The sequence below is a fragment of the Vibrio sp. SALL6 genome (assembly GCF_002002385.1).
In the GTDB taxonomy this organism is placed as follows: Bacteria; Pseudomonadota; Gammaproteobacteria; order Enterobacterales; family Vibrionaceae; genus Vibrio; species Vibrio parahaemolyticus.
In genome coordinates, this window is the sequence record NZ_MQVK01000012.1 from 19,844 (window position 1) to 35,271 (window position 15,428).

Sequence of the window (15,428 nt, forward strand, 5' to 3'; positions counted from 1 at the left end):
GATCGTCGAGTCAGCTTTTTAATAAATGTCGGGTGTGCGACGCTTTTAAATCAGAGAGTTAACCGATTAACGTGCTGATGGTTTGCACCAAGATACTGCCGCCAACGAGGGTAAACACCACACCACAGATGCCATCGATGTAGATGCCTGTTTGTTGTAATCGACGTTGTAAACGTTGCGTTGAGAGCATCCACGCCAAGCTAGAAAACCAAACCAGAGACAAGCTGAACAGGATAACTAACGCGATGCTTTTGCCTGAGACCGACATTCCGGCTGGCACCAAGCTCGACATCAAGCTGATGAAGAAAACCAGTGCTTTGGGGTTGAGAATGTTGGTCGCAAAACCTTTGGCAAAAGCCTGACGTTTGTTGCTGATCACGAAGCTGTTTGTTTTATTTTGTTGATCCGTTTGCGGGTTTTTGATCGTAGCGATCACGCCGCGCAGGGCCCCAACACCGAGGTAAAGCAGGTAACTGCCACCTAGCAGTTGTAATACCGAATACAGCAAAGGATGTTGATGCACAAGGTAGCTCACACCAGTCAGGCTGAACAACGAGTGCAGCAAAATACCAACGGATAAGCCAAGAGCGATGTATAAGCCCGTCTGGCGACCATGACGCGTGGCATTTTGCACCACTAATGCGAAGTCGGGGCCTGGGCTCATTAAGGCAATAAAGTGAATGCTGGCCAATGTCAGCAGGATAGTGGATTCATTCATAACACATCTCAAAGATTACCAATGCAGCTATTGTGGAGGCTTGTTGTGGCATGCGCTTGTAAAAAACTGACAGCCTAAGATGAGCGTGCTGTTATCGAGTGACTTGAGACGGAGAGACGCCATAAGTCTGCTTAAAGGCTTTGCTGAAATGTGCCTGATCGTAAAAACCAATTTGATGCGCGACTTCAGTACCGCATTGTCCTGCTTGTAGTAGCTTCATCCCTTGCTCGAGTCGTAAACGGGCAAACCACGCATACGGTGTCATGCCGGTTTGCGCTTTGAAATGGCGTTGAAATTGAGTCGGGCTTAGCTGGCAAAGCTCAGAAAGAGACTCCAGCCGTACCGATTGGTCGAGGTTTGCCATTAAGTAATCTTTTAAGGTGTTGAGAGATTGCTTACCTAATGGAATGACTTTTTGCCTTGCCAGCGATCCGTAGCGATCAAAAAGTTGGTTAAATCCCTCAAACGGAAGACAATCTTTGGTCAATTGACTGAGATTTTCGCGTCTCAACAGAGCATGTAAGTTACTAAGTTGTGAAAATATCTGTGGATCGGAGATGATCAACTCATTAAAGCGGATAATTTGACCATTTTGCTTAAGATCTGCCAGATCGCTAAGTAAGTGTGGTTCGATCGAAAAAACATTCACTTGATAGCCACTGGCAAGCTTAGATTGGCCGTCGTGCAGTTCATCGGGCGGCATAATAACGATTTGCCCATGACCGACTTGGTGATGAGAGCCTTGATAATGAAACTTCTGCTCACCATGCGTGATCAAGCCGAGGTGAAAATCCAAATGATAGTGCCGTTGAAAGGCAAACTTTTGGTATTTCGCCTCGATCAGACTCAGTTGGTCATGGTCGGTCGCGTAGTATTGAATCTGTTCCATTACATACAAAAAAAGCTTGGTCACATAATGACCAAGCTTATCCATCAATTGTTAGATTGTCTTGTAAAAAACGATCACTGTGACTGAATGGCTCGGCGTGAACGGCGATTGTTGCGCAGCCCATCGAAGCTAAATACCACAAGAGCTCCCCAAATAAAGGCGAACGTAATCGCTTTATCCATCGTGAAGGTCTCGCCGTAAATTAACACTGCAAGCAAGAACATCAGGCTAGGGCCGATGTACTGGAAAAAGCCGAGCGTTGATAATTTGAGGCGAGTCGCGGCACCAGTGAAGCACAGCAATGGCAAGGTCGTCACCACACCTGCTGCAATCAACAACGTATTGAGCTGCCATGGGTTTTCAATCATGTTTGCCGTTGGTGAACTGGCAATAAACAGAAGATAAACGGCGGCAGCGGGTAATAAGATTAGCGTTTCGACAAACAAACCCGTTTGAGCATCCACCGCGACTTTCTTACGTAGCAAACCGTAAAAACCGAAGCTCATCGCCAACGCCATCGCTACAATTGGCACCGAACCAAAGACGATCAACTGCACCAAAACGCCACATCCTGCCAATACCACAGCAAACCATTGCAGCTTACGTAGTCGTTCGCCCAAGAACACCATACCGAGCAACACGTTAATCAGCGGGTTGATGTAATAGCCTAAGCTGGCATCCAGCATGTGATTGGAGTTAACCGCCCAAATGAAGATCAGCCAGTTGCCACCAATCAATACCGAACTGGAAAGCAAATACGCGATTTTCTTTTTATCTGTGGCGATGTGATAAACCGAGCGCCAGTGACGGCCAAAATGAAGAAGTGCGGCAAGCAAAAAGAAAGACCAAATCACTCGGTGGCTTAGGATCTCGAGAGGAGACACTTGTGCTATCGATTTAAAGTACATGGGCGCAATGCCCCACATCGTGTACGCGCCAACCGCAAGCAGGACACCTTGCCGCGCGCGCTGTTGTTCTTCTGGTGTCATGAAGTGTCACCTAATTGTGTGTTTATAGAGCAGAAAATCAGTATACGAGCCGTGGTGTGAAACACCTAACAATTTGCGGTTTTATTCGCCATGAAACCCCATTACAATGTGCCCTCACTTTGTGTGCTGGTGGCATGCAAAAGCATTTCTACATCACCCAATCTGAGATTTTTCATGACCTCAACTTTGTTAGCCGAACAATCAGACTCACCGGTAACGCCTCAACGTGTGTTGGAGGAAGTTTTCGGTTATCAAACGTTTCGTGATGGCCAGCAAGAGGTCATCGAATCGGCGGTCGAGGGCAAAGACAGTCTAGTGATCATGCCGACAGGTGGTGGCAAATCTCTTTGCTATCAGATACCTGCGCTGGTTCGTAGTGGCATCACCTTGGTGATTTCGCCGCTGATTTCTTTGATGAAAGACCAGGTCGATCAGCTCAAGGCTAACGGCGTTGCGGCAGAGTGTGTGAACTCCACCATGAGTCGTGAAGAGCTGCTGAGTGTGTATAACCGCATGCACAGCGGTCAACTCAAATTGGTTTACGTCTCACCAGAACGCGTGTTGATGCGTGACTTCATCGAGCGCCTCGAAAATCTGCCCTTGGCGATGATTGCGGTGGATGAAGCGCACTGTATCTCGCAATGGGGACACGATTTCCGTCCTGAATACGCCGCGCTGGGTCAGCTAAAGCAGCATTTTTCGCATGTGCCATTTATGGCGCTCACCGCCACTGCGGATGACGCTACACGTCGCGACATTCTTGAACGCTTACGTTTGCATGAACCTCATGTCCACTTAGGCAGTTTTGACCGTCCGAATATCCGCTACAACCTGGTCGAGAAGCATAAGCCGATTTCTCAGATCATTCGTTATCTCGACACCCAAAAGGGCAATTGCGGCATCATTTACTGTGGTAGCCGTAAGAAAGTCGAAATGGTGACGGAGAAGTTGTGCAACAACCACATCCGTGCGGCGGGCTATCATGCAGGGATGGACGCTGATGAGCGTGCTTACGTTCAAGAGGCGTTTCAGCGTGATGACATTCAAATCGTGGTCGCGACGGTTGCCTTTGGTATGGGCATCAACAAGCCGAACGTCCGTTTTGTGGTGCACTTTGATATTCCGCGCAATATTGAATCCTACTACCAAGAAACGGGACGAGCAGGGCGAGATGGTTTACCTGCTGAAGCGATGATGTTGTACGACCCCGCAGACATCAGTTGGCTACGCCGCATGCTGGATGAAAAAGACGATGGACCGCAAAAGCAAGTAGAAAGCCATAAACTTAATGCGATGAGTGCCTTTGCAGAAGCGCAAACCTGTCGTCGTCAGGTTCTGCTCAACTACTTTGGTGAATACCGCGAGAAGCCTTGTGGTAACTGCGATATCTGCCTCGATCCACCCAAACATTTTGATGCGACAGAAGAAGCGCGAAAAGCGTTGTCGTGTGTTTACCGCGTTAACCAAAGCTTTGGTATGACGTATGTGGTTGAGGTGCTGCGTGGTATGCAAAATATCCGCGTGCGTGAACATGGCCACGATAAGATCTCTACATACGGCATTGGCCGCGATCACAGCCATGATTACTGGGTGAGTATCTTCCGCCAGTTAATCCACAAAGGGCTGCTGTTTCAAAACATTACTCGAAACTCGACGTTGCAACTGACCGAGGAAGCTCGACCATTATTGCGCGGGGATGTGTCGCTCGAGCTAGCGGTTCCTCGTTTGGATACCACTGCACGCGCTGCGAAGTCGGACAAACTGACCAGCAAAAACTACGATAAGAAGCTGTTTGCGAAATTACGCAAGCTGCGTAAGTCGATTGCCGATGAAGATGGCTTACCACCATACGTTGTATTTAGTGATGCGACCTTGATTGATATGGCGGAGATTCTGCCAACGTCGTATGGCGAAATGCTGGCGGTGAGCGGGGTAGGTCAACGTAAATTAGAAAAATATGCCGATCCATTCTTGGATCTGATTCAAGAACACATCACTCACCACGGATAAGGAACCAAAATGCAGAAGGAATTTGGCCTAACAGAATACATTGCCGAAGAAGGTCGTTTGCTGATTGCAGCCCCAAGATTTGATTTAGACACCTTTCCGGCGTTAGGTGAGCGTTTGGTGGGTTTACTCTCTGCGACGGTAATCGAAAAACAGTGGGATGCGGATATCCACTCTTGGCTGATCGATTTTGAAGGTTGCCGCTTATTTATGAAAGCGGAGCATTACAGTGAAGCGATTTGGTTTGAAGCGCTGAACATTGAAGAGAGTAGGGAAGAGCTCGATTATCTTGCTGGATTATTTCAACGCGGCTTCTAAACTCAACTTATCAACTCTTTAAATCATTTCCTTATAGGGTGTTTCACATGAAACACCCTTTTTCGTTTTTCGCCCAATTCTTTGGTGTAAAGGTGAAATTATCGGATAAACGTTTGCGTAAAAAGCACCGCTTGCGAGCGCAATTGGTTAATGTATAATCGCCCACCGCTTCGCTTGGAATGAGTGAAGCCGATTTGAATTTTCATTTTACATTGTTGGTAAGAGTCGTTTTCGTTAATGAAAATGCTCGATTTGGGTTCCCTCGCCCCCAAACCAAACTAAAAAGGTATCGCATGAGTAACTTTACCCCTGCGCAGCAGCGCAACGCCCTTATCTATCTGGTTTTATTCCATCTAGTCATTATTGCATCCAGCAATTATCTGGTTCAGCTACCGTTTACTATCTTCGGTCTGCACACCACTTGGGGCGCATTTACCTTCCCATTTATCTTCCTAGCGACAGACTTAACTGTTCGTATTTTTGGTGCTCAGTTAGCGCGTAAGATCATCTTCTTAGTGATGTTGCCTGCGTTAGCGGTGTCTTACTTCCTTTCGGTTGTGTTCTTTGAAGGTCAGTTCCAAGGATTTAGCCATCTAGGGGAATTTAACCTGTTTGTCGCACGTATTGCGATTGCGAGTTTCATGGCTTACTTACTTGGTCAGATCATGGATGTGCATGTGTTCAACCGTCTACGCCAAATGAAGCAGTGGTGGGTAGCTCCAACGTGTTCGACACTCTTTGGTAATGCGCTAGATACCATCGCGTTCTTTGCGATTGCATTCTACCAAAGTCCAGATCCATTTATGGCTGAGCATTGGACGGAAATCGCGCTGGTGGATTACGGCTTCAAGTTGGTGATCAGCCTTGGCTTGTTTGTCCCAATGTACGGTGTATTACTGAATTATCTGATTAAGAAGCTAACCGCAGTAAACCCAGACTTCAAAGTGAGTACGGCTGCGTAATCTCGCTGATTGAATGTGAATAACAAAAAGCCGCTGAATCCAGCGGCTTTTTTGTATTTGAAGGACGGGTACGAGTCTCGTTGTACAGCACAAAGAGCAATAAGATCATGGGTGTTCTAAAGCTCCAAGCACTGTACATTGGAATGCCAAATAACAAAAAGGCTCCATAAGGAGCCTTTTTACTCGATAACAATCATTAGCAAGCGGTAATCGTTAATGGCCAACCAATGTCTGTTTGACGGTTCGATTCTATTTCTAACTCAGCAGCCGTAAGCGGGTTAGCTTCTAGCCATTTCGCATCAATGCTCAACGTCAGTTTATCACCTTCAGCCAATAGCTCGACTTGTGGTTCTAAGCTTGGGTTGCGGCGGTGGGTCAGTAGAACCGCAAGACGCAGCAAACGCAGCACGCGTTTGGCACTTGTTCCAGATATAGCATGTTGCTCTGGTAGTGAGCTTAGCTGCTCGCGGTAACGGCGTGCAATTTCACCAATAAAGAACTTCTGCGCACGTGTATAGCCTGGCAAATCGAGGTTTTGCAGTAAGTAAGCACTATGTTCACCGCCTTTTTTAAAGTCGATGGTTAGGCCAATTTCGTGCAATTTTGCTGTGGTTTCGAGCAGAACTTTACCTTGAGGCTCGGCAATCCACTCATCGCCACCGGCTTGCTCTAAAAGCTTACCTGCCAGCGTTGCCACTTGTTCACCATATTGGCAATCAAGCTGATAACGGCTTTGCACGCTACAAATGGTGCGAGCACGAATGTCATTTTGACGCAGCTCGTCGACCATTTCATAAACCAAGCCTTCACGCAGTGCGCCGCCCGCGAGTGTCATCGCATCGATTTCAAGTAACTCAAAAATCGCGATAAGAATAGACAGGCCGCTAGGGAAGACCAAGGCACGCTCAAGCGTTAAACCTTCGATGTCGAGCTCTTCCAAATGATCGGCTAGCATGGCTTGCTTTTGTAAACGCTTAAGTTTGGAGTGAGTAATTACTTCGTCCATACCCTGCGCCAGCATGATTTCTTGTAGCGCCTGAACGGTACCAGATGCACCTACGCACACATCCCAACCAAGATCGGTGTACTGTTCTAAGATTGGCTTGATGGTTTGCTTTGCGCCTTCAATCGCAGCTTCGAAGTTACGGGCATTCAGTTGGCGATCTTTAAAGAAGTTCTCCAACCATGTCACGCAGCCCATTTTTAGGCTGGTGAGGGCTTTCGCTTCAAAACCTTCGCCAATAATCAGCTCAGTGCTCGCGCCACCAATATCAACCACAAGGCGACGACCACTACCACCTGACGTGTGGGCAACACCTTTATAGATAGTGGCTGCTTCTTCTTCACCAGAGATGACTTCGATTGGCTGCCCCAGAATCTGGTTCGCTTTCTCTAGAAATACATCCACATTGGTGGCAGTACGTAAAGTCGCTGTGCCGACAATGCGAATGTTTTGTGTAGGAATATCCTGCAAGCGTTCCGCAAATAGACTTAAGCAGTCCCATCCTCGCTGCATAGCTTCCATACTAAGAGAATTATGTTCATCTAAGCCCGCCGCTAGACGAACTTTGCGCTTAATTTTAGCCATTGTTTGAACGCTGCCATCGATGTGACGCACAACGAGCATGTGAAAACTGTTCGACCCGAGGTCGATGGCTGCGTATAGCGGTGATGATCCTGCTTGACTCATAAACGACTTCAGTTTCCTTTTATGATTGTTTCGGCGCTGATTGACGTGGCTGACGAGGACGACGTCCTTGAGGCTTACGGTTACCAGAGCGAGTACCACCGGTGTTGGTGCGGCGTTGCTGAACGCGCGGCGCACGCATGCGGATTGGCGCAGGCAGATCTTGAATCAGAGCTGATGCATCGTATTCCGACACAGGAATGGTGTGTTCGATGTATTCTTCAATCGCAGGCAAGTTGATTGCGTATTCTTCACACGCAAAGCTGATTGAGTGACCGCTCGCGCCCGCACGACCCGTACGACCAATGCGGTGTACGTAATCTTCACAATCGTCAGGCAGGTCATAGTTGAATACGTGCGTTACTTGAGGAATGTGTAGCCCACGGGCTGCAACGTCAGTCGCAACAAGAATGTCGACATCACCTTTAGTAAATTGCTCAAGAATCTTTTCACGTTTCTTCTGTGGAACATCACCTGTTAGTAGGCCAACGCGGTGACCATCTGCCGCCAAGTGGCCCCAAACTGACTCACATTTATGTTTGGTGTTCGCAAACACGATTGCGCGATCTGGCCATTCTTCTTCAATCAGAGTTTGAAGTAGAGCCATCTTGTCTTCATTAGATGGGTAGAACAGCTCTTCTTGGATACGGTGACCGGTTTTTTGTGCTGGCTCAACCACAACATGCTCAGGATTGTGCATGTGTTCGAAAGCCAACTCTTGTACACGGTAAGACAAAGTCGCAGAGAACAACATGTTCAAACGCTCTTTTGGCTCAGGCATACGACGGAACAAGAAACGAATGTCTTTAATAAAGCCAAGATCGAACATGCGGTCAGCTTCATCTAACACAACTGCTTGAATGTTGTTTAGGTTGAAAACGCGCTGTTTGTAGAAATCGATGATACGGCCAGTCGTGCCGATAAGAATGTCTACGCCATCTTGTAGCTTCGCAAGTTGCTTATCGTAGCTTTCGCCACCGTAAGCTAATGCGGCTTTTAGACCTGTGCTTGCAATCAGCGGCTCAGCATCGTTGAAGATCTGAATCGCTAGCTCACGCGTTGGCGCCATAATAATTGCGCGCGGTTGCGTTGGTTGACGGCCTTCGTGCTCAGGTGTCGTAAGTAGGTGGTTGAAGGTTGCAGTTAAAAACGCAAGCGTTTTACCAGTGCCCGTTTGGGCCTGGCCTGCGATGTCTTGGCCGGTGAGCAGTACCGGCAACGCCAAGGCTTGGATAGGGGTACAATATTCGAACCCTTTTTTTTCCAATCCTTCAGTAACTTGGGGCTGTAAACCCAAATCGGCGAACTTTTGCTCTGTGATATGCGTCTTTTTCATGGCTATAGAATATCAGCTAAAGCTTGCAATACGAAAGTAAATACATTCCAATAGGGCATCTAATTACTGGTTATCATCCAACCAGTTTCGAAAAACACATTGGAGTGGAAGATGAGTGATAAGATTTTGCAGCTAACTGATGACGGTTTTGAAAACGATGTAATCAATGCTGCAGGCCCAGTTCTCGTAGATTTTTGGGCAGAATGGTGTGGTCCTTGTAAAATGATCGCTCCTATCCTGGACGAAATCGCTGAAGAGTACGAAGGCAAACTCACTATCGGTAAACTAAACATCGACCATAACGCAGGCACGCCGCCTAAGTTTGGTATTCGCGGTATTCCAACGCTACTGTTATTCAAAGACGGCAACGTAGCGGCAACGAAAGTTGGTGCTTTGTCTAAGACTCAGCTTAAAGAGTTCTTGGACGCAAACTTATAATCACCAAGTGATTACAGATAAAACCGTGCAATGTAACAATGCGCGGTTTTGTTTTTCTAACTCTGGACTAGAATATTAATTAGTGCTAACTTATCGCGCGTTAATTGAACAAATTTCTCTTCTTGGTCGATCCTGAGACCAAATCCATCTTAACTAGAAAACAGATCTTATTTTGACTAAACAAGAATCCACCACCATGAACCTTACCGAACTGAAGAACAGACCTGTGTCTGACCTTGTAAAACTGGGCGAAAGCTTAGGACTAGAGAACCTAGCTCGCTTAAGAAAACAAGACATCATCTTCGCGATTTTAAAAGCGCACGCTAAAGGCGGCGAAGACATCTTTGGCGATGGGGTTCTGGAAATTCTGCAAGACGGCTTTGGTTTCCTACGCAGTGCAGACAGTTCGTACCTTGCTGGTCCGGACGACATCTACGTATCACCAAGTCAGATTCGTCGTTTTAACCTACGTACTGGTGACTCAATTGCTGGTAAAATTCGCCCACCAAAAGACGGTGAACGCTACTTTGCCCTTCTAAAAGTCAATACAGTTAACGACGACAAACCAGACAACGCTCGTAACAAGATCCTATTTGAAAACCTTACCCCTCTGCATGCGAATGAACGCATGGTAATGGAGCGTGGTAACGGTTCTACAGAAGACATCACAGCACGTGTTTTAGACTTGGCATCGCCTATCGGTAAAGGTCAACGTGGTCTGATTGTTGCTCCGCCAAAAGCGGGTAAGACAATGCTTCTGCAAAATATCGCTCAAAGCATCGCATACAACCATCCAGAGTGTGAGTTGATGGTACTTCTTATCGACGAACGTCCAGAAGAAGTAACCGAGATGCAGCGTCTAGTTAAAGGTGAAGTAGTCGCGTCGACTTTCGATGAGCCAGCATCTCGTCACGTACAAGTGGCAGAAATGGTAATCGAGAAAGCAAAACGTCTTGTTGAACACAAGAAAGACGTGGTTATCCTGCTTGACTCTATCACTCGTCTAGCTCGTGCTTACAACACCGTAGTACCTTCATCAGGTAAAGTACTGACAGGTGGTGTGGATGCAAACGCATTGCACCGTCCTAAGCGTTTCTTCGGTGCGGCACGTAACGTAGAAGAAGGCGGCAGCCTAACTATCATCGCAACGGCACTAGTCGATACTGGTTCTAAAATGGATGAAGTTATCTACGAAGAGTTCAAGGGTACAGGTAACATGGAACTGCACTTGAACCGTAAGATTGCTGAGAAGCGTGTATTCCCTGCGATTGACTTCAACCGCTCAGGTACACGTCGTGAAGAGCTACTGACGAAGACTGACGAACTACAGAAGATGTGGATTCTGCGTAAGATCGTTCACCCAATGGGCGAAATCGACGCAATGGAATTCCTAATCGATAAGCTAGCAATGACGAAGACGAATGATGAGTTCTTCGATGCGATGCGTCGTCAGTAATAACTGAGTTCTTATTTTGAAAAAGCCACCACAAAAATGGTGGCTTTTTTATTGCTTTCTATCAATAGAAGCAGCAGAATGAGAACAAATGTTATCGGGAGGTTAACATGCAACAAGGAATGTTGTCGTCATTACTCCTGAGCTTGTCACTGCTCACTCTACCCGTGGCCGTTTCTGCGAAGGAAATGCAGGAGTCTGTGGTAGAACAGTGGCTTCAGGATACTCAAATTCAAACCAAAGTTTCTGAACTCCTTGAGTACGTGGTCAGAGATGAGGTTGATTCGCTTAAATTTTCCCTCGATCGGCTCGCTTTTCCTCAGCAAGAAGTGGTGCGTTTTCGCCTGTTGGAAAAATTAGAACAGCAAAACATCATACTTACCCCGCGCATGGCACTGTTCGTGGAATCGCAAGTTCGTTTGACACCCACGTATCAAATGTTGGAGCGAGGCGATGGCTATGAATTCAGTGTACCCGCATTCAATTACCCAGCGATTGCGAGTCGTTTAATTAAGCGTTGGAAACAAGACCAAAGCACGTTAGATTTTGTGCTGCAAGCTGAACGAAAAGAGTTAAACCTGCAGCAGTGGTTAACGGGGACGTCTCAACAAATTCAGACGAGAGAATCCTTGCTCATTCGTGAGCTAGATAGCTTATCGCCAAGTGCGTTAAAAGCCTTAACGACGCAGTTAACTCAAGCGAATGTCACCAGTTGGCTACCGTCCACAGCAGTGGTCGTTTGTATGGCGCAAGTCAGCCAAGACAAAGCCATGTACGATTTACTATGGCGAATGCGCGCCGATTACAATAGCCAACAGGAACTCAAGCGCTTAGCTGATACAGGAGATGCTTTCTCTTTGCAGCAGTTGATGAATGCCACGATCAACCCAAGCCTCAAACCTCACGCGATTCGCTTACTCACCAAATCCAATCCATTATCGCCGGAAGTGAAACAGTTTCTTATTGCGAAAATGGCATTATCTGAAGAAGCGACACTGGTCGCTCGTCAACTGGCTCAACAAGGCCACCAAACATGGCTTGAAGAATTAATTTCAAGTAACCGCCAAGTCAAGGCTCGTCAGATCGAGCAAGTACTAAAGTAACCCTGCTCACATACCCACACAAAATAGGAGGATCTTAGCGTCCTCCTATTTGTTATACTGCGGACAGTTTAATCAGCCAGCATGAAGGCCTATGAGTTTTAAGGATTTACGCGAATTTATCGACCATCTAGAACAGAAAGGTCGACTTAAACGCATTACTCACCCTGTCGATCCCGCTTACGAAATGACAGAGATCAGCGACCGCACCTTACGTGCTGGTGGCCCTGCGTTGTTGTTTGAAAATCCAATCGGCTACAACGTTCCTGTTTTGACCAACCTGTTTGGTACGCCAGAGCGCGTCGCGATAGGTATGGGGCGTGAAGACGTAAAAGAATTACGCGAAGTCGGCAAACTGCTGGCTTATTTAAAAGAACCTGAGCCACCAAAAGGCTTCAAAGACGCATTGGAAAAACTGCCAGTATTCAAACAAGTGTTGAATATGCCAGCCAAGCGACTGCGTAAAGCGCCATGCCAAGACATTGTGTGGCAAGGTGACGAAGTCGATTTGGATAGAATTCCGGTGATGAGTTGCTGGGCGGAAGACGTAGCACCACTATTAACGTGGGGTTTGACGGTTACCAAAGGGCCGAACAAAAAACGTCAGAACCTCGGTATCTACCGCCAACAAAAAATCGCCAAAAACAAAATCATCATGCGTTGGCTAGCTCACCGTGGTGGCGCGTTAGATTTGCGTGATTGGATGGAAACCAACCCGGGTAAGCCGTTCCCAGTTTCCGTGGCGTTTGGTGCCGACCCTGCCACTATCCTTGGTGCGGTGACGCCAGTGCCGGATACGTTATCAGAATATGCCTTTGCTGGTTTGCTGCGTGGCAGTAAAACCGAAGTGGTCAAATCCATCAGTAACGATTTGGAAGTCCCAGCAAGTGCTGAAATCGTCATGGAAGGGTACATCGACCCGAACGAGTTTGCCGATGAAGGCCCTTACGGCGATCACACTGGCTACTATAACGAAAAAGAAAAGCATCACGTCTTTACCATTACGCACATCACCATGCGTAAAGACCCAATTTATCACAGTACCTATACTGGTCGTCCGCCAGATGAGCCAGCGGTATTAGGCGTGGCACTGAATGAAGTATTCGTGCCAATTCTGCAAAAGCAATTCCCTGAGATTGAAGACTTCTACCTACCGCCAGAAGGTTGTTCGTATCGCATGGCCGTTGTAACCATGAAGAAGCAATACCCAGGTCATGCGAAGCGCGTGATGATGGGAGTGTGGTCCTTCTTGCGTCAGTTCATGTACACCAAGTTTGTGATTGTGTGTGATGAGTCGGTAAATGCGCGCGACTGGAATGACGTCGTCAAAGCGATGACCGAACATATGGATCCAGTGCGCGATACCTTGATGATAGACAACACGCCAATCGATTCTCTCGACTTTGCGTCGCCAGTGGTGGGGTTAGGTTCCAAAATGGGACTAGATGCGACTATCAAATGGGATGCGGAACTTGCAACACGTCCCCAAATCAGTGAGCAAGACAGTAAAGTAATAACAGAAGCCGATTTGGAATCACTGAAACAACAGCGTCCAGAGATCATTGATATCTATCTACCGCCAACAACCAATAATCGTTTTGCCGTCGTTACGATGAAGAAAGACCAAGCGGGCCAATCTCAAGCATTAATGGAATACCTGTGGGACTTCTTCGCGCAGTACACCGACAACAAGTTCGTTATCTTGTGTGATGAGGACGTCAATGCGCGAGATTGGAATGACATCATTTGGGCGGTGACCACTCGTATGGATCCGGATAGAGATACCACTCAAGTATCAGGTAAGGCAGAAAGTTCGTCCAAACTCGGACTGGATGCGACTAACAAGTTCGAATCTGAAGTCACGCGTGAGTGGGGTACGCCAATTAAAAAAGATCCTAAACTTGTGGCTAAAGTCGATGAGATTTGGGACCAGTTAGGTATTCTATGAGTCATCAAGTCCACCTTCTGCCTATAGACGTAACATTTGAGGTTAAAGAAGGGGAAACGGTGTTGGAAGCCGCGCTCAACAACAATATTCGCTTCCCACATCGTTGCCAAGTTGGCGCTTGTGCCATGTGCATGTGTAAAAAGCTATCGGGCGAGGTGACATACCACCTCAAACCCATGCTAACCAATAAAGAGCAGCAGCAAGGTTGGATATTCCCTTGCCAAGCCTATACAGAAAGTAATTTAGTGCTTACTTTTGATGAGTAAGCGAGAGGAACACCATGACCATCCAATGTAAAGTAAAGTCTATTCAGCCGTTAGCTTGTAATACTTACCAAATTCTACTGCACCCTGAGTCTCCAGTTGCGTTTAAAGCTGGCCAATACCTGATGGTTGTGATGGGAGAAAAGGATAAACGCCCATTCTCGATTGCAAGCAGCCCTTGCCGACATGAAGGCGAATTAGAACTTCATATCGGAGCTGCTGAACACAACGCTTACGCCATCGAAGTTGTCGAAGCGATGAAAGCTGCGTTAGAAACAGGTAATGATATTGAAATCGATGCGCCGCACGGTGATGCGTGGGTACAAGAAGACAGTGAACGCCCGCTGTTATTGATCGCTGGTGGTACAGGTTTTAGTTACGTACGTTCGATTCTGGATCATTGCGTAGCGCAGAATAAAACCAACCCTATCTATTTATATTGGGGTGCTCGTGATAATTGCCAGTTGTATGCGAAAGACGAATTGCTCGAACTTGCACAGAAATACGCAAATGTTCACTTTGTTCCGGTTGTTGAGGAAGCCCCTGCAGATTGGCAAGGGAAAGTCGGTAATGTACTACAAGCCGTGAGTGATGATTTCGAAAGCCTAGAAAACTACGATATCTATATTGCAGGTCGTTTTGAAATGGCGGGCGCAGCTCGTGAGCAATTCACTCAGAATAAAAAAGCGAAGAGTGAACGCATGTTTGCAGACGCGTACGCATTCATTTAAATTCCGCGTTTCAGGCAGGAAAAGAGGGTTTTTTACCCTCTTTTTTGCTTTTTTGATGAAATAGTCATCGAACGGCTAGTTTTATCCATTTTTTTTCAAAAAAGGGTTGCGCTCGGAACTCAACTCCCTATAATGCGCATCCACCGACACGGCAGACGCGATAAGGCTTCAGCAGGGTCGGAGAGGTAAAAAGCTTCTGAGAAAATAAATTGAAAAAAGTGTTTGACTCTTTCAATTATCTCGCTAGAATGCACCTCCGCTTTGAGAGAAAAACTTCTCGCAGAGCAAGCTCTTTAATAATATAGACCTATCAATCTGTGTGGGCACTCGTTGATGATAATCCAATTCGATACTTCGGTATCAAATTAGGTTTCAATGAAACGAAGTGACCATTGAATCTTCGGATTCAGCACAGTCAATTCAAACATTACTTTATGTAATGTTCAGTATTCATTGAGCCGAACAAAACCTTAAATTGAAGAGTTTGATCATGGCTCAGATTGAACGCTGGCGGCAGGCCTAACACATGCAAGTCGAGCGGAAACGAGTTATCTGAACCTTCGGGGAAGGATAACGGCGTCGAGCGGCG

General features: G+C 46.9%; 14 protein-coding genes and 1 rRNA gene. 10 read left to right on the forward strand and 5 right to left on the reverse strand.

The features are described from left to right. Positions 1-58: 58 nt before the first annotated feature. The 3 genes from BIW15_RS07380 to rarD all read right to left on the reverse strand — a co-directional run bounded on the left by BIW15_RS07380 (position 59) and on the right by rarD (position 2,596). On the reverse strand, positions 59-718 hold the full coding sequence (locus BIW15_RS07380) for a LysE family translocator (protein WP_029855292.1): 660 nt from the start codon (positions 716-718) through the stop codon (positions 59-61). Positions 719-809: 91 nt separating this feature from the next. Then, complete coding sequence (locus BIW15_RS07385; RefSeq protein ID WP_005458575.1) at positions 810-1,607, reverse strand: AraC family transcriptional regulator; 798 nt, start codon at positions 1,605-1,607, stop codon at positions 810-812. Between the two features lie 74 nt (positions 1,608-1,681). Further along, positions 1,682-2,596, reverse strand: coding sequence for an EamA family transporter RarD (gene rarD, locus BIW15_RS07390; protein WP_005497386.1), 915 nt, complete (start codon positions 2,594-2,596; stop codon positions 1,682-1,684). A 174-nt stretch (positions 2,597-2,770) separates the two neighbouring features. Here rarD and recQ point away from each other — a divergent pair, with 174 nt between their 5' ends. The 3 genes from recQ to BIW15_RS07405 all read left to right on the forward strand — a co-directional run bounded on the left by recQ (position 2,771) and on the right by BIW15_RS07405 (position 5,883). Beyond that, positions 2,771-4,606, forward strand: coding sequence for an ATP-dependent DNA helicase RecQ (recQ, locus tag BIW15_RS07395; protein ID WP_025507678.1), 1,836 nt, complete (start codon positions 2,771-2,773; stop codon positions 4,604-4,606). Between the two features lie 9 nt (positions 4,607-4,615). Continuing rightward, positions 4,616-4,921 carry a DUF3630 family protein gene (locus BIW15_RS07400; RefSeq protein WP_005458579.1) on the forward strand — a complete coding sequence of 102 codons (306 nt, stop codon included), beginning with the start codon at positions 4,616-4,618 and terminating at the stop codon, positions 4,919-4,921. 293 nt (positions 4,922-5,214) lie between these two features. Continuing rightward, a complete protein-coding gene (locus BIW15_RS07405) occupies positions 5,215-5,883 on the forward strand; it encodes a 7-cyano-7-deazaguanine/7-aminomethyl-7-deazaguanine transporter (RefSeq protein ID WP_005497391.1) in 669 nt (222 codons plus the stop codon). Positions 5,884-6,079: 196 nt separating this feature from the next. Here BIW15_RS07405 and gppA read toward each other — a convergent pair whose 3' ends face one another. Beyond that, the gene (gene gppA / locus BIW15_RS07410; protein ID WP_005480964.1) at positions 6,080-7,573 is read right to left on the reverse strand and encodes a guanosine-5'-triphosphate,3'-diphosphate diphosphatase; all 1,494 of its coding nucleotides are present in this window, start codon (positions 7,571-7,573) and stop codon (positions 6,080-6,082) included. A gap of 19 nt (positions 7,574-7,592) precedes the next feature. After that, a complete protein-coding gene (gene rhlB / locus BIW15_RS07415; protein ID WP_005458582.1) occupies positions 7,593-8,906 on the reverse strand; it encodes an ATP-dependent RNA helicase RhlB in 1,314 nt (437 codons plus the stop codon). A gap of 111 nt (positions 8,907-9,017) precedes the next feature. Between rhlB and trxA the strand changes: the two genes are divergently transcribed. From trxA to BIW15_RS07455, 7 genes are all read left to right on the forward strand, one after another. Next, positions 9,018-9,344 carry a thioredoxin TrxA gene (gene trxA / locus BIW15_RS07420; protein WP_005458583.1) on the forward strand — a complete coding sequence of 109 codons (327 nt, stop codon included), beginning with the start codon at positions 9,018-9,020 and terminating at the stop codon, positions 9,342-9,344. Between the two features lie 196 nt (positions 9,345-9,540). Continuing rightward, complete coding sequence (gene rho, locus BIW15_RS07425; RefSeq protein ID WP_005378757.1) at positions 9,541-10,800, forward strand: transcription termination factor Rho; 1,260 nt, start codon at positions 9,541-9,543, stop codon at positions 10,798-10,800. Positions 10,801-10,907: 107 nt separating this feature from the next. Further along, a complete protein-coding gene (locus tag BIW15_RS07430; protein ID WP_077280752.1) occupies positions 10,908-11,900 on the forward strand; it encodes a hypothetical protein in 993 nt (330 codons plus the stop codon). A 91-nt stretch (positions 11,901-11,991) separates the two neighbouring features. Then, positions 11,992-13,845, forward strand: a complete 1,854-nt coding sequence (ubiD, locus tag BIW15_RS07435) for a 4-hydroxy-3-polyprenylbenzoate decarboxylase (protein WP_042763807.1) — start codon at positions 11,992-11,994, stop codon at positions 13,843-13,845. Further along, complete coding sequence (locus BIW15_RS07440; RefSeq protein WP_077280753.1) at positions 13,842-14,111, forward strand: 2Fe-2S iron-sulfur cluster-binding protein; 270 nt, start codon at positions 13,842-13,844, stop codon at positions 14,109-14,111. The genes ubiD and BIW15_RS07440 overlap by 4 nt, the downstream gene beginning before the upstream one ends. 14 nt (positions 14,112-14,125) lie before the next feature. Further along, positions 14,126-14,839, forward strand: coding sequence for an NAD(P)H-flavin reductase (gene fre / locus BIW15_RS07445; RefSeq protein WP_005459134.1), 714 nt, complete (start codon positions 14,126-14,128; stop codon positions 14,837-14,839). A 472-nt stretch (positions 14,840-15,311) separates the two neighbouring features. Beyond that, positions 15,312-15,428 (forward strand): 16S ribosomal RNA (locus BIW15_RS07455); the annotation flags it as partial.

What these genes read in the sequence shown, in the direction of transcription:
- BIW15_RS07380 (WP_029855292.1), bottom strand. Translation starts at nt 718, where the DNA reads ATGAATGAATCCACTATCCTGCTGACATTGGCCAGCATTCACTTTATT.
- BIW15_RS07385 (WP_005458575.1), bottom strand. Translation starts at nt 1,607, where the DNA reads ATGGAACAGATTCAATACTACGCGACCGACCATGACCAACTGAGTCTG.
- rarD (WP_005497386.1), bottom strand. Translation starts at nt 2,596, where the DNA reads ATGACACCAGAAGAACAACAGCGCGCGCGGCAAGGTGTCCTGCTTGCG.
- recQ (WP_025507678.1), top strand. Translation starts at nt 2,771, where the DNA reads ATGACCTCAACTTTGTTAGCCGAACAATCAGACTCACCGGTAACGCCT.
- BIW15_RS07400 (WP_005458579.1), top strand. Translation starts at nt 4,616, where the DNA reads ATGCAGAAGGAATTTGGCCTAACAGAATACATTGCCGAAGAAGGTCGT.
- BIW15_RS07405 (WP_005497391.1), top strand. Translation starts at nt 5,215, where the DNA reads ATGAGTAACTTTACCCCTGCGCAGCAGCGCAACGCCCTTATCTATCTG.
- gppA (WP_005480964.1), bottom strand. Translation starts at nt 7,573, where the DNA reads ATGAGTCAAGCAGGATCATCACCGCTATACGCAGCCATCGACCTCGGG.
- rhlB (WP_005458582.1), bottom strand. Translation starts at nt 8,906, where the DNA reads ATGAAAAAGACGCATATCACAGAGCAAAAGTTCGCCGATTTGGGTTTA.
- trxA (WP_005458583.1), top strand. Translation starts at nt 9,018, where the DNA reads ATGAGTGATAAGATTTTGCAGCTAACTGATGACGGTTTTGAAAACGAT.
- rho (WP_005378757.1), top strand. Translation starts at nt 9,541, where the DNA reads ATGAACCTTACCGAACTGAAGAACAGACCTGTGTCTGACCTTGTAAAA.
- BIW15_RS07430 (WP_077280752.1), top strand. Translation starts at nt 10,908, where the DNA reads ATGCAACAAGGAATGTTGTCGTCATTACTCCTGAGCTTGTCACTGCTC.
- ubiD (WP_042763807.1), top strand. Translation starts at nt 11,992, where the DNA reads ATGAGTTTTAAGGATTTACGCGAATTTATCGACCATCTAGAACAGAAA.
- BIW15_RS07440 (WP_077280753.1), top strand. Translation starts at nt 13,842, where the DNA reads ATGAGTCATCAAGTCCACCTTCTGCCTATAGACGTAACATTTGAGGTT.
- fre (WP_005459134.1), top strand. Translation starts at nt 14,126, where the DNA reads ATGACCATCCAATGTAAAGTAAAGTCTATTCAGCCGTTAGCTTGTAAT.